The organism is Azospirillum doebereinerae (genome assembly GCF_003989665.1).
In the GTDB taxonomy this organism is placed as follows: Bacteria; Pseudomonadota; Alphaproteobacteria; order Azospirillales; family Azospirillaceae; genus Azospirillum; species Azospirillum doebereinerae.
In genome coordinates this window covers 1-13,599 of the sequence record NZ_RZIJ01000039.1, presented here as the reverse complement: position 1 = coordinate 13,599, position 13,599 = coordinate 1, and the positions used below count along the sequence as shown (strand labels likewise).

Below are 13,599 nucleotides of genomic sequence, written 5' to 3'. Positions count from 1 at the left end.
GGGACGGGAGCTTTCTGCCCCCGCCCCCCGCCGGCCACTAGGCGAAACTTTCCCAGTGCCCGGCAGAATCTGGCACCCCCCACCGCATCACTGGGAAATCTCCAGAAAAACAGCGCGTTATCGACCTCCGCCGAGTTGGCATCCGATTTGCTTGATAGGGGATCAAGACGTTAGCCCTTTCTTTCGGAGACCCCGGCCATGAGCATCTTCGGTTCGATGACAACCGCCGTCCTCGGCCTGAACGCCCAGTCGAAGGCTCTCGGCCACATCTCGGACAACATCGCCAACTCCTCGACCATCGGTTACAAGCGGGTCGATTCGGCGTTCGAGACGATGGTGCTCCAGTCGAACGCGCGGATCCACTCGCCGGGCGGCGTGTCGGCCCAGCCGGTCTTCATGAACAACATCCAGGGCAACCTGACCCAGGTGCAGAGCCCGACCAACGTCGCGATCCAGGGACAGGGCTTCTTCAGCGTCACCAAGCTCAACACGCAGAATTCGGGCACGCTGGTCCAGACGCAGACCGGAACGGTCAACGCCTCGGCCGCCTACTACACCCGCGCCGGCGACTTCGAGCTGGACAAGAACCGCTATCTGGTCAACAGCGCCGGCTTCGCGCTGAACGGCTGGGTCACCGATCCGGTGACCGGCCAGCTGCTGAAGGACCAGGTGCAGCCCATCCAGGTGAACTCGCTGATCGACAAGCCGGTTGCCACCAGCACCATCGACCTGTCGGCCAACCTGCCGGCAACCCCGGCACCGGGCGTGAAGATCCCCGATTCCAGCATCCAGATCTTCGACACCCAGGGCAACGCGCGCACCGTCAACCTGCAATGGCGCCAACAGGCCGGCGGCGACTGGCGGCTGTCGCTCGACACGCCCGGCTCCAGCACCAAGGCGGTGAACGGCAGCTTCACCGGCTACCCGGCGACCGCGACCTTCGGCCAGAACATCGCCGGCGTGACGGCGATCGCCCAGACCAACGCCGTGGTCATTTCCGGCCCGAACGTCAACGGCCAGGACAACCTGCGCATCGGCGACACCTACACCGTCAACGTCGACGGCACCAACTATTCACTGAAGATCACGTCGGACAACATCTCGTCGATCCGGACCTATTCGGGCTTGGCCGGTTCGCTGGCCAACCAGATCAACTCGGCCTCTCCGGCGGCGGCGGTGATGGCGACGGTGACGGGCAACGTCATCCACGTCTCCGCCCGCAACGCCGGCACGCCGTTCAAGATCAGCCAGAACGTCGAGGGCGCCGCGTCGACCAACAACACCATCACCGGGCCGGTGACCACCGCCGCGACGGCGACGGCCGGCGAGATCGACCGGTGGACCTTCCCGCAGTCGCAGATCGACATCGGCGACGTCTTCCAGATGACGGTCGGCGGCGTCACCAAGAGCGTGACCGTCACCGCCCAGACCTACTCGGTCTACGCCAACGTGACGGGCGTGGCGCTGGAGCTGGCTAACCGCATCAACGCCGGCGGCCTCGGCGTCACCGCCACCGCCACCGGCGGCGTGCTGAGCGTCCAGTCCAACACCGCGGGCGGCACCGTCGCCACCACGGGCAGCGTCGTCAACTCCAGCGCCGCGGCGAACACGATGACGGGCGTCTTCTCGACCGCCAACGTGGCCGGCGTCCGCCAGACCCGCACCGTGACCCTGACCGGCACGCCGGGCGACATCGGCACGGTCTACTCGCTCAACGTCAACGGCACGCCGGTGAGCTACAGCACCACCGGCGCCGAGATGACCATGGAGGACATCACCGCCGCGCTGGCCAACAAGATCAACTCCAACACCTCGCTGCCGGTCACGGCCAGCGCCCAGGGCGGCGTGATCGCCATCACGGCCAAGACCGCGGTGGATCCGGCCTACACGCAGTCGATGACGGGAACCGGCGCGGTCACCCTTGCCGGCGCCTCGGTCACCGACATCGGCGACACCTACACCGTCACCAATGGAGCCTTGACCTACAACCTGCCCATAACGGCCGCCAACCACGCCACCTATCCCACGCCCGCCGCCGCGATGGCCGCCTTGGCCGCGCAGATCAACGCCGACAATCCCGGCACGGCGACGGCCGCCGGCGCCACCCTCAACTGGGCCGGCGCGACGGGCTCGGTCAGCAACACCACCGCTCAGCAATTCACGCTGGAGCAGACCTGCGTCGTCGGCCAGACCCCGGCGCACATCGGCCTGACCTTCGGCAAGACGCCGGAGACGGTGGGCACGCTGACCAACATCTCGACGGCGCTCGTCGGCACCGGCACGGCGGTCAGCGCCGCGACCCAGGCGGCGGGCGCCGACGCCACCGTCACCTTCACGGTCGACTACGGCTTCGGCCCGCAGCAGGTCACGCTGAACATGGGCAAGTACCAGAAGCCCGGCGGCCTGACCCAATACGCCGGCGAGCAGATGAACGTCACCCAGCTGATCCAGAACGGCGCGCCGCGTGGACAGTTCAAGGACGTGGTGTTCGGCGACAACGGCAACGTGCTGGTCAACTACGACAACGGCCGGTCCAAGGTGGTCGCCAAGGTTCCGATCATCACCTTCAACAACCCCAACGGGCTCCAGCGTGAATCGGGCGGCGTGTTCCTGGAAAGCGAGGAGGCGGGCAAGCCCAATTTCAACGATCCGGAGACCAACGGCGCGGGCGCGGTGATCGCCAACAGCGTGGAAGGCTCGAACGTCGACATCGCCGACGAGTTCACCAAGCTGATCGTCACCCAGCGCACCTACTCCGCCAACACCAAGATCGTCACGACCTCGGACGAGATGCTCCAGGAAGTCCTCGGGCTGAAGCGCTAAGGCGCAGGCGCCCCCGCGCCTGACCGGCACCTGAGAGGGCGGACGCCACGAAGCCGCCCCGCCACCGACGAACCGAGAAAGGTCCACGCCCATGTCCTCCCTCTTCAGCGCCTTGAACAGTGCGACCGCCGGTCTGCGCACCGTCCAGGCCAACGTGAAGCTGGTTTCGGACAACATCGCGCGGGCCGACGATCCAACCCGCACCCGCCACACCGTCCAGCAGACGGTGGACGGCAGCGGCCAGATCATCAACACCCAGTACCGGCGGGAGATCGACCAGGCGCTGCGCGGGCAGGTCGAGGACCTGACCTCGCGCAACGGCGGCTCGGCCGTGCAGTCCACCTACATGCAGCAGTTGGGCGATCTTCTGCGGACGACCAACGGCACGCCGCTGGTCAACGACTACGCCGCCAAGTTCCAGACCGCCTGGAGCACGCTGGCGACCTCGCCCGAGGACGAGACCGCCCAGTACCAGCTGGTCCAGGCCGCCGACAACTTCTCGCGGGAAATCCGCCGGGTGTCGGAAGGCGTGGAGCAGATGGACCGGTCCATGAAGACCGACATGGACGATTCGCTGACCAAGGTGAACGGGCTTCTCAAGGACATCAACCAGATCAACAACGACATCGTGTCGTTGAAGAGCCAGGGCGCCGCCGCCAACGAGGTCGCCGACAAGCGCGACGGCCTGATCCGCGAACTGAGCGGCTACATCGGCATCCGCACCGTGGAGCGCCCGGACGGTCGCGTCGCCATCTTCACGCCGTCCGGCCTGGGTCTGGTCGATGCCGAACCGGCAAATCTTTCCTTCGACGGCGGCAATATCAACCTACAGGTCGGCAATCAAGTCACCTCGATCAACGGCCACCTGACCGAAGGCAAGCTCGGCGCCCTGCTGAAGATGCGCCAGGACGGCTCGCAGAGCGACCCCCCGACGGCCGCCAGCGGCGATCCCATGACCGAGGTGATCCGCAAGCTGCGCTCGCAGCTCGACCAGTTCGCCCAGGCCTTCACGGGCGCCACCAAGCCCGGCGAGCCGACCAGCTTCCGCGACGCCTACGACGGCGCGCTCTCCAAGGACGGCGAGCAGGGCGAGCAGTTCTTCACCGGCAGCGACCGCTTCACCATCGGCGTGAACGCCAACCTGTTGAACAACACGGCGAAAGTGAAGAGCCTGGCCGTCGACGGCGTGGTCGCCGCCATGAAGGCCCCCGGCCGGTCCCTGACCGCCGACGGCCTGAAGATGACCGACACCACCTACAGCGGGATGATCAGCGGCATCACCGGCACCTGGATGGCCGCCGCCAAGGCCGTCGACACCAAGCAGGCCTCCGACAAGGAGTCCATGCAGCTCCTGACCGAGCGTTACCACTCCCGCACCGGCGTCAACATCGACGAGGAAATCGCCCAGCTCCAACAGCTTCAAACGTCGTACCAGGCTTCGGCACGAGTCATGCAAGTAGCCAATGCAATGTTTGACGCGTTGGAGGCTGTGATCCGATGAGCTCGATAACCGGCGTAAGCAGCTACGCATCGTATCTGAGTCTGGTCCGGAATCTGTCCAACGGCCAGAACAACGTCGATACGCTGTCGCAGCAATTGAACACGGGGATCAAGTCCTCGAACCTCGCCACCTACGGCGCCGACACTCAGAAGCTTCTGGATCTGCGGGCCGAGATGGCGCGGCGCGACAGCTACGTCCAGAACATCAACACCGCCAGCCCGCGCGTCGCCGCGACGGACAAGGTGCTGACCGCTCTGGAGAAGATGGCGTCGGACTGGCAGTCCAGCAACCTGATGCCGTTCGCGCCCGGCCCTCCCAGCGTCACGACGCCGTCCAACAGCCATCCCGACGCGATGTCGCTGTCGGTGGACAGCGCCAAGTCCACCATGACGGTCGGCGCCCGCTACACCGTCACCGCCGTGCCGTCGCAGAACGGCAGCAACGGCACCTTCGACGTGACGGTGACCGACGGCCTGGGCGGCAAGACCACGCGCGCCATCAACCTGGCGACGACGCCGCCCAGCGACGGCAAGGGCTACAATTTCACGATGTCGGGAGGTCCTGGCGACGGCGCCGTGCTGAACCTGAACTTCGACAAGCTCACGGCCGCCTCGAACAGCACCTTCACGGTCACTTGGCCCCAAGCCGACCAGATGAAGGACCGCGCCGAAGGCGCGATGCGCGACATCCAGGAATACATGAACCAGCGCTTCGGCGACCGTTACCTGTTCGCCGGCTCGCGCTATTCGACCGAACCGACCACCGACCTGATGGCGGCCAAGCAGACCAGCAAGATCACGCTGAACGGCGCCTTGGTCAACACCGACGACTATTACGAGGTGACGGTCGACGGCAAGGCCTTCAGCTATCAGATCCAGCCGGGCGACCCCAAGACCCTGACCTTCCTGGCGCAGACGCTCAGCACCCAGATGAAGGCCGCCAACCCGGCGCTGCCGATGACCGTCTCGACCGCGAACGGCATCATCACGCTGGTCGGCAACGATCCCGGCAAGAGCTTCACGGTGTCGTCGCGGGTCCAGAACGCCGCGACCGTCGAGAACACGATCGGCCAGCCGAGCACCCAGCAGACGGCGACGACCACGCAGCCGCAGATCGACCGGTTTTCCCTGAACGGCGCCGGAGTCGACATCGGCGACACCTTCGAGTTCACGGTGGCGGTCGGCGATCCGGACGACCCCTACAACCAGAAATACTACACCGCCCACCCGAGCGAACCGAAGGATCTGCCGCCCTACCAAGCCTACACGGTCCGCTACACCGTCAACGACACCGACTTCAACGCCGGCACCACCACGGTCGCCGCCGTGGCCGACAAGCTGCGCCAGCAATTCGCCAACACCAAGCCCACTCCGCCGGTCAGCATTGACGCGATGGGCAGCGGCGCCGGCATCTCGTTGACCAGCAACACGATGGTCGATCCCAACCACCCGAACCGCATCCAGCAGTTTTCGACCACGGGCCGGGCAATCAACGGATCGCTCGACAACACGATGACGGTGGCGACCCTGCCGCCGGAAGCCGACGCGCTGACCGACATCCCCTACGTCGATCCGCCCGATCTGCCCTTCTACGACACCGATTACCTGACCAAGCGCAGCAACCCGGACGCCTACCGCAAATCGCAGGTCGGCATCGACGACGGCCTGAACATCAACTACGGGGTGAGCGCCGACGAGAAGGGGTTCCAGACCCTGGTCCAGGCCTTCCGGATGGCGCGGGTCGCGGCGACCAACCCCGGCAAATACACCGAATACATCGACAAGTCGCGCGAACTGATGTCCCAGGCGTCGGACCAGCTCCGCTCGATCCACTCCAAGGTCGCGTCCGATCTGGCGACGCTGGAGAGCACCAAGACCAGCCACACGGCGGCCAACGCGACCCTGACCGAACGCATCGCCGGCATCGAGGGCATCGACCCGACCGAGGTCGCGGCCCGGCTCAGCACCGCGATGAACACCCTGCAGGCCTCCTACACGGTGGCCGGGCAGACGAAGAAACTGTCCCTGCTGAACTATCTGGCCTGACGGGAGACAAGGCGGGAGCGGCGGAGCGCCGCCCCCGCGCCGGACCCGTCACCCCACGGAACCGCGCCGAGCCAGGAAGGCCGCGAGCGGCGGCAGGATCAGGGTCCGCCCATCCGCCGACAGCTCCGGCGTTCCGGCGCCCGGCGCGCGTGGCAGGGCCAGCGGCGACAGTTCCCCCTTGTAGCGCACCGGATGCTCGGCGGGTTGGTCGGTCAGGTTGAAGACCGCCAGCAACCGTTCGTCGCCCTCGGTCCGTTCGAAGGCGAGAACACCGCCACGCTCCTCCACCGCGCCGACCGTCCCGGTGGACAGCGCCGCGTGGTTCCGGCGCAGGCCCAGCGCCGTGCGCCACAGCGCCAGCGGGCTGTCGGGCGCGCGTTCCTGCCGGTCGACCGCCAACGGGACATGGGCGTCGACCACCGGAAGCCACGGTTCCCCGCCGCCGAATCCGGCGTTCGGCTCGTCGGCCCGCCAGGGGATCGGGGTGCGGCTGCCGTCACGACCCGCGAAATCGGGCCAATAGGTGATGCCGAAGGGGTCGCGCAGCTGGTGCTGCTCCAGCACCGCGTTGGGAAGCGCCAACTCCTCGCCTTGGTAGAGGCAGACCGTGCCGGGCAGCGACGCCATCAGCACGGCCAGCAGCGCGTTGAAATCGCGTGCGTCGGCATTGGGCGGCAGCCAGCGGCTGGCGGCGCGCTCCACGTCGTGGTTGGACAGGCTCCAGCAGATCGCCTCCGGGCGCGGCGTCCCGGTCAGGGCCTGCGCGAAGCCCTTGGCGGTGAAGGGCTGCTTGGCCAGCGACAAGGTGTAAGCCGCGTGCAGGCCGTGGGGCGTGCAATAGGCGGCCATCCGCTGGCCGGCGCCGGGCTGGCTCGACAGCTCGCCGAGCAGAACCCGGCCGGGGTAGCGGTCGATGGTGGCCCGCAGCCGCGCCAGCACCGCCGTCACCGAGGGGTGCATCATGTCGTGGACATGGCGTTGCAGGGCGAAGGGCTTCAGCGGCGGTTCGGCCCCGCTCCACAAAGCCGGCGGGTTGGAGCGCAGTTCCGGATCGTGCGCGAAGAAATCCACCGCGTCGATGCGGAAGCCGTCGACGCCGCGCTCCGCCCAGAAGGCCGCCGTGTCGCAGACGGCCTGTACCGCCGCCTTGCAATGCAGGTTCAAAGCGGGCTGGCTGGACAGGAAATGGTGCAGATAATACTGCCGCCGGCGCGGCTCCCAAGTCCAGGCGGCGCCACCGAAGACCGACAGCCAGTTGTTGGGCGGCGTGCCGTCCGGCTTCGCGTCGGCCCAGACGTACCAGTCGGCGCGCTCGCCGCTGCGGGAGCGGCGGCTGTCCACGAACCAGCCATGGGCGTCGGAGGTGTGGCCGCAGACCAGATCGACCAGCACCTTCAGCCCCAGCCCATGCGCCCGCTCCACCACCCGGTCGAAGGTGGCGAGGCTGCCCATGCGCGGATCGACGGCGCGGTGATCGGCGACGTCGTAGCCGAAATCCTTCCAGGGCGACGGGTAGAACGGGCTGATCCACACGCCGTCCACGCCCAGCGACGCAACATGCTCCAGCCCCTCCAGCACGCCGTCGAGATCGCCCCAGCCGTCGCCGTTGCGGTCCCGGAAGCTCAAGGGATAGATCTGGTACAGGGCCGCGCCGCGCAGCCAGGAGGGGGACTGGGTCAAGGCCGAAGACTCCGCGCCGGTGGGAACATCCGCCCCAGCCTCCGCCCTCATGGCTAAGGAAGGGTTACCGGCGGGAATTGGTCACACCGGCACCGACGCAAGGCTTTGCCCGTCGGCCGCTCAAGGGCTATACCGGCCCGACCGGGACCTTGGGGGAGCGGCGCTATGGCGGAGACGGGGCGCAGGCTCGGCAAAGACGATCCGCGCAGGCAGAACCGGCGGGACGACAGCGGTGTGTTCCACCGGGGGGGCCGGCTGTCCGTCGCCGTCCTGGCCGGACTGACGGCGGTGTGCGCCCTCCCCTGGCAGAGCCGGGCGGAGCCGTCCGAACCCGCGCCAGTCACCGCCGCAACCGAGGCTCCCGCCGCGCCGCTCCCTGAACCGCAGCGTCCCGAGGAGCCGGCCCCTCCGGAAGCCTCGCCTCCTGTTCCCCAACCACCTCCGCCGGCACCGGAGAGCGTCGTCCCGGTTCCCCCGCCCGAGACCACGTCCGAACCGCCGGTCCTTGAGGAGCCGCCCTCGCAAGACGCGCTTCGCCCGCCCGTCGAGGCCGTCCGCTCGGCGCTGAACGCCCTGCCCTGCGCCCTTCTGGCGGTCGAGGCCCTGAACGGGCGGCTTCTGGTGTCCGGAACCGTCGCGGGCGAGGCTACTCTGCCGACGCTTCACGCGGCGCTCGACCGCAGCGCCGCCGGATGGGAGCATGGCCTCGACGTGGCGGTCGCGGCCCCCGGTCTTTGCGCGCCGCTGAACCTGCTCGCGGCACCGCTCGCGGCCAACACGGCCTTGCCCGCACCCTTGCGGGTCAAGACCAGCGGGCCGGGCCGTCTGCATGGCGGGGATCCGCTGGTGCTGGACCTGCTCGCTCCCGCCGCCCCGGTGCATCTGCGGATCGATTACTTCACGACGGACGGCAACGTCGTGCATCTGCTGCCCAACCCGCTGGAGCCGGGCGGCCATCTCGACGCCGGAGCGGCGCGGAGCTTGGGCGAGCGGTCGGCCGGCAGCCGGTTCTGGAGCGTCGGGCCGCCCTTCGGCCAGGAGTTGATCGTGGCGCTTGCCACCCCGTCGCCCCTGTTCGGCACGGCGCGGCCCGAGTTGGAACCGGCGGCGGTCTATCTCGCCGATCTGAAACGCGCGCTGGCCGCCGTCGCGCCCGGCACGCCGCCGGTGGCCGCCGCGCTGTTCATCGCCACGGCCCCCTGAGGCGACATCCGGTCAGGCGCTCCGGCCGAAGCGCGCGACCACCACCGTGACGTTGTCCTGCCCGCCCGCCGTGTTCGCGGCCTCGATCAGGGTGGTGCAGGCGCGCGCGCAGTCCGTCTCCTCCCGCAGGATGCGGGCGATGGTCGCGTCCGGCAGCATGCCGTTCAGGCCGTCGGAGCAGAGCAGCAGCACGTCGTCGGGCAGCAGCGCGTGGAGCGCCACCTCCGGCTCCACCTCTTCCCCGGTGCCGAGCGCGCGGACGATGATGTTCCGCTGCGGCGGCGTCCCGCGCCCGCCGTTGTCGAGCCAGATCTGGTAGAGGCTATGGTCGCGGGTCAGCACCCGCAACTCGCCGTCGCGCAGCCGGTAGAGCCGGCTATCGCCGGTGTGGAAGGCGACGATCCGGTTGCCGCCCGGCAGCCGCCAAAACCCCACCGTGGTCGTTCCCATGCCGCGCCCCTCGGCGAAGCCACGCTGGCGGTTGAGCGCGTGGATCCGCTCGTTGGCCGCCTGCACCGCGCGGCGCGCGACCGATAGGGCGTGCTGAACCGCCGCTTCGCCCTCGACCGGGTCGGTCAGCGTCTTTTCGGGGTCGTCGCCGATGTAGGCGGAAAAGCCGGGCCGCGATTCGATCAGGGTGGCGTCGTCCAGCAGACCGACGATGGTCTCGACCGCCGTGCGGCTGGCGACGTCGCCGCCGGCGTGGCCGCCCATGCCGTCGCACACCACGGCGAACCGCCCCGCCGCGTCGGCGTGGAAGTTGTCCTCGTTGCGGGACCGGGTGCGGCCGACGTCGGTTTGTCCGGCGGCGGTCAGGGTGAAGGCGGCTGGCATCGGCGGGACGGCTCCGGTAACGAGACGGTCGAGCGGCCGACGCCTTAACGGGATACGCGCCTTGGCACCGCACAACCGATCATGGCGCAGGACCCGGCAAAGATACAGCGGCGTTTCGCAGGACCGCCCGGCTATACCGGCGATCCTGCTTTCGGGTACCGTCCTCAGCCTTCCCGGCCGCTGACGCCCGCGTCGGCGAAGGTCGCCATGCCGCCGTGGCAGGCCACGGCCGACTTGACGATGTTGATCGCCAGCGTCGCCCCCGACCCTTCGCCCAGCCGCATGCCCAGATCCAGCAGCGGCTCCTTGCCGATCGCCTCCAGCAGGCGGCTGTGGCCCGGCTCGACCGAGCGGTGGGCGACCACGCAATGGTCCAGCGCCCGGCGGTCGGCCTTGAACAGCACCGCCGCCGCCGCCGTGCAGGCGAAACCGTCGAGCAGCACCGGAACCCGCGCGACCCGCGCCGCCAGGATGGCCCCGGCAATGGCGGCCAGCTCGTAGCCGCCGAGCCGGCGCAGGGCCTCCAGCGGGTCGTCCTTCGCTTCCGGGTTGGCGGCGAGTCCGGCCTCGACCGCCGCGATCTTGCGGGCCAGCCCCTCGTCGTCCACCCCGGTGCCGCGCCCGGTCCAGTCGGCGGCCTCGCCCCCGAACAGCGCCAGGCACAGCGCCGCCGCCGAGGTCGAGTTGCCGATGCCCATCTCGCCCAGCGCCAGAAGCTGGATGCCCATCTCCACCGCCATCATGCCGTAGGCCATGGTGCGGCAGCACTCCTCCTCGCCCATCGCCGGTCCCTTGGTGAAGTCGGCGGTGGGGTTTTCGAGGTCCAGCTCGTAGACACGCAGATCGGCGTCGGCCGCCTCGCAGAGCTGGTTCACGGCGGCGCCGCCGTTCTGGAAATTGGCGACCATTTGCGCCGTCACCGCCTGCGGGTAGGCCGAGACGCCGTTCGCCGCCACGCCATGGTTCCCGGCGAAGACGGCGACGCGCGGCCGGCGGATGTCCGGCGGGTGCTGGCCCTGCCACGTCGCGACCCACTGCGCCAGTTCCTCCAACCGGCCGAGCGAGCCCGCCGGCTTGGTCAGCTGCCGCTCGCGCAGCAGGGCCGCCGTGCCGGAATCCAGATCGGGACCCGGCAGGTTGCGCAGGAGCGCGCGGATTTCCTCGAAGGTGACGGCGGGCTGCTGGTTGCTCATGGCGACGGCGTCCTGACGATAAGCGCGGAAAAAACGGCGCGACCATGCACCGATCCGGCCCCTGAGTCAAAGCGCGTCGTGGCAGGACAGGGCGATCGCCTGAATGGAAGCCGTCGTCTTGCCCGGCAAGATTCGACACGGATTTCACGGATCATCAAACGGATCGAGCGGATTCCCGCCTCGATGCGCCACGATGAACGCCACAAGACTTGTCCAATGCCCAATATCCGTGGAAGCCGCAAGTTCATCGGTGAAACCCATGGCAAAATTTCTTTCCCGACGGAAAGCCCGTCACTTCACGCGATTACCCTGCTTGGCAAGGCGGTTGTCCGGCGGCCCCGCCCGTTCGCCGAACCGGCACATGCCTCCGAAAGAGGCGGCCAACGCGCGTGCCAACACCAGCCTCGACGTCTCGATTCGATTCATTATAAAGAAAACCAAATGCGCGCACGGAATCGATAATCGTACGATTGCGTGAGTCACTACAATAGTTATCTAAATAATAATCAAAAAATTTAGTTTGCAAAGTTAAGTTTTTACTATGAATTAATTGCGACAAACCGCCCAACTGTCTTGATTCGTCTGTTTTTCCAGCGATTATGGCGAAACTCTTACGACCGTTGAGTGACATGTCCCGCCAGGACGATATTGAACCGATCTTTGATCGTTGCTGGACGCCACTGCTTTGGGTGAGCGGATTCAGCCTGTTGATCAACCTCCTGATGCTGACCTCATCGCTCTACATGATGCAGGTCTACGATCGGGTCCTGTCGTCGGGCAGCCTGCCCACCCTGCTGTACCTCACGCTGGTCGCCGTGGGGGCCATCATGCTGATGAGCGCGCTGGACCACGCGCGCGGACGGATGCTGGGAACGCTCGGCGACTGGCTTGAACGGCGTCTCGGTCCAGCCGTGCTGAACCGGATGGTGGACGGCGCGCTGCTCGGCGAAGGGGATCGCACCGAGCCCCTGCGTGACCTGGGAACGGTCCGCGCCGTCCTCGGCGGCGGCCTGCTCTTCCTGTTCGACGCGCCCTGGGTTCCTGTGTATCTGGGGCTGATCTACCTGCTGCACCCGCTGCTCGGGCATGTCGCCACGGCGTCCGCCTTGCTGCTGTTCGCCCTGGCTCTCGCCACCGACCGGATCATCCGCGCCAGCCTGCGCGAGGCCAAGTCCGCCGGCAACCGCGCCATGGCGACCGCCGAAGCCGCGCTGCGCAACGCCGAGGCGGTGGATGCCATGAACCTGCTGCCCGGCCTGACCCGGCGCTGGCGGCACGACCACGCCCGCAGCCTGGATTCGCAGGACCGGGCGCAGGGGCGCGGCGCCGCGCTGCTGGGCGTCACCAAGTTCCTGCGCCAGACCGTCCAGGTGGCCATGCTCGGCACCGGCGCGTGGCTGGTGGTGCGGCACGAGATGGGCGCGGGGTCGATGATGGCCGCCTCGCTGGTGGTCGGCCGCGCCCTGGCCCCGGTGGAGCAGGCCATCGGCGGCTGGCGGCAGGTCAGCGCCGGGCGGGAAGCGCTGCGCCGCTTGAAGGCCTTCCTCGCGCGGATGCCGCGCCGGCCCTCGGGCCTGCCCCTGCCGGCACCGACCGGGCATTTGGCGGTCCAGGGCGTCGCCTTCCGCGTCGGCACCCAGGAACGGTTGATCCTGAACGGCGTCTCCTTCGAAGCCAGACCGGGCGAGGCGCTGGCCGTCGTCGGTCCATCGGCGGCGGGGAAATCGACTCTCGCCCGTCTGCTGGTCGGACTGTACCCGCCGCTGGCCGGAACTGTGCGGCTGGACGGTGCCGACCTCTTTCAATTGCCGCGCGACGACGTTGGCCGTCACATCGGTTATTTGCCCCAGGAAATCGGGCTTTTCGCCGGCACCGTGGCGGAAAACATCGCCCGCCTGGACACCCCCGATCCGGACTCGGTGGTCGAGGCGGCGCGGCTGGCCGATTGCCACGCCATGATCCTGAGCCTGCCCAAGGGATACGACACCGAGATCGGCGGCGGCGGCGCCTTCCTGTCCGGCGGCCAGCGCCAACGGATCGCGCTCGCCCGCGCGCTGTAGGCGCTCCCCGCCTTGTCGTGCTCGACGAACCCAACGCCAATCTGGACGCCGAAGGCGAGCAGGCTCTGAGCCGCGCCATCGCCGCCTTGAAGGAACGCGGGGTTTGCGTGGTCGTGATCGGCCATCGGCCAGGAACGCTCTCCCAGGTGGATCGCGTGGTCGCGCTGCGCGAGGGACGGGTCGAAGCCTTCGGCCCGCGCGCCGACGTGCTGGAAGCGTTGAAGCGCCGCACGCTGCGCAGCGTGGCGGGCGGGCGGGCG

At 68.2% G+C, this 13,599-nt stretch carries 8 protein-coding genes and 1 pseudogene; 6 read left to right on the top strand and 3 right to left on the bottom strand.

The annotated features are described in order from the left end of the window. Positions 1-198: 198 nt before the first annotated feature. From EJ913_RS28820 to EJ913_RS28810, 3 genes are all read left to right on the top strand, one after another. Positions 199-2,823 (top strand): flagellar hook-basal body complex protein, encoded by a 2,625-nt coding sequence (locus tag EJ913_RS28820; RefSeq protein WP_127004472.1) that lies wholly within the window; start codon positions 199-201, stop codon positions 2,821-2,823. A 91-nt stretch (positions 2,824-2,914) separates the two neighbouring features. Then, positions 2,915-4,324 carry a flagellar hook-associated protein FlgK gene (flgK, locus tag EJ913_RS28815; RefSeq protein WP_127004470.1) on the top strand — a complete coding sequence of 470 codons (1,410 nt, stop codon included), beginning with the start codon at positions 2,915-2,917 and terminating at the stop codon, positions 4,322-4,324. After that, positions 4,321-6,369 carry a flagellin gene (locus EJ913_RS28810; protein ID WP_127004468.1) on the top strand — a complete coding sequence of 683 codons (2,049 nt, stop codon included), beginning with the start codon at positions 4,321-4,323 and terminating at the stop codon, positions 6,367-6,369. Before flgK ends, EJ913_RS28810 begins: the two co-directional genes overlap by 4 nt. Positions 6,370-6,417: 48 nt before the next feature. Here the strand turns inward: EJ913_RS28810 and EJ913_RS28805 are convergent, their stop codons facing one another. Then, positions 6,418-8,049 (bottom strand): alpha-glucosidase, encoded by a 1,632-nt coding sequence (locus tag EJ913_RS28805; RefSeq protein ID WP_244939541.1) that lies wholly within the window; start codon positions 8,047-8,049, stop codon positions 6,418-6,420. Between the two features lie 165 nt (positions 8,050-8,214). On the opposite strand from EJ913_RS28805, the gene EJ913_RS28800 reads away from it, so the two are divergent. After that, positions 8,215-9,252, top strand: a complete 1,038-nt coding sequence (locus tag EJ913_RS28800; RefSeq protein ID WP_127004464.1) for a DUF4384 domain-containing protein — start codon at positions 8,215-8,217, stop codon at positions 9,250-9,252. A 12-nt stretch (positions 9,253-9,264) separates the two neighbouring features. Here the strand turns inward: EJ913_RS28800 and EJ913_RS28795 are convergent, their stop codons facing one another. Together EJ913_RS28795 and cobT are read right to left on the bottom strand one after the other, a co-directional pair. Further along, positions 9,265-10,086, bottom strand: a complete 822-nt coding sequence (locus EJ913_RS28795) for a PP2C family protein-serine/threonine phosphatase (RefSeq protein WP_127004462.1) — start codon at positions 10,084-10,086, stop codon at positions 9,265-9,267. Positions 10,087-10,250: 164 nt separating this feature from the next. After that, a complete protein-coding gene (cobT, locus tag EJ913_RS28790; RefSeq protein ID WP_127004460.1) occupies positions 10,251-11,279 on the bottom strand; it encodes a nicotinate-nucleotide--dimethylbenzimidazole phosphoribosyltransferase in 1,029 nt (342 codons plus the stop codon). Positions 11,280-11,986: 707 nt separating this feature from the next. Between cobT and EJ913_RS28785 the strand changes: the two genes are divergently transcribed. Both EJ913_RS28785 and EJ913_RS28780 read left to right on the top strand, forming a co-directional pair. After that, positions 11,987-13,339, top strand: coding sequence for a type I secretion system permease/ATPase (locus tag EJ913_RS28785; protein ID WP_185909988.1), 1,353 nt, complete (start codon positions 11,987-11,989; stop codon positions 13,337-13,339). 17 nt (positions 13,340-13,356) lie between these two features. Beyond that, positions 13,357-13,599, top strand: a pseudogene (locus tag EJ913_RS28780) (type I secretion system permease/ATPase); the annotation flags it as partial.

Excerpts from the sequence above, each read along its gene's own strand:
- EJ913_RS28820 (WP_127004472.1), top strand. The coding sequence starts at position 199 with ATGAGCATCTTCGGTTCGATGACAACCGCCGTCCTCGGCCTGAACGCC.
- flgK (WP_127004470.1), top strand. The coding sequence starts at position 2,915 with ATGTCCTCCCTCTTCAGCGCCTTGAACAGTGCGACCGCCGGTCTGCGC.
- EJ913_RS28810 (WP_127004468.1), top strand. The coding sequence starts at position 4,321 with ATGAGCTCGATAACCGGCGTAAGCAGCTACGCATCGTATCTGAGTCTG.
- EJ913_RS28800 (WP_127004464.1), top strand. The coding sequence starts at position 8,215 with ATGGCGGAGACGGGGCGCAGGCTCGGCAAAGACGATCCGCGCAGGCAG.
- EJ913_RS28795 (WP_127004462.1), bottom strand. The coding sequence starts at position 10,086 with ATGCCAGCCGCCTTCACCCTGACCGCCGCCGGACAAACCGACGTCGGC.
- cobT (WP_127004460.1), bottom strand. The coding sequence starts at position 11,279 with ATGAGCAACCAGCAGCCCGCCGTCACCTTCGAGGAAATCCGCGCGCTC.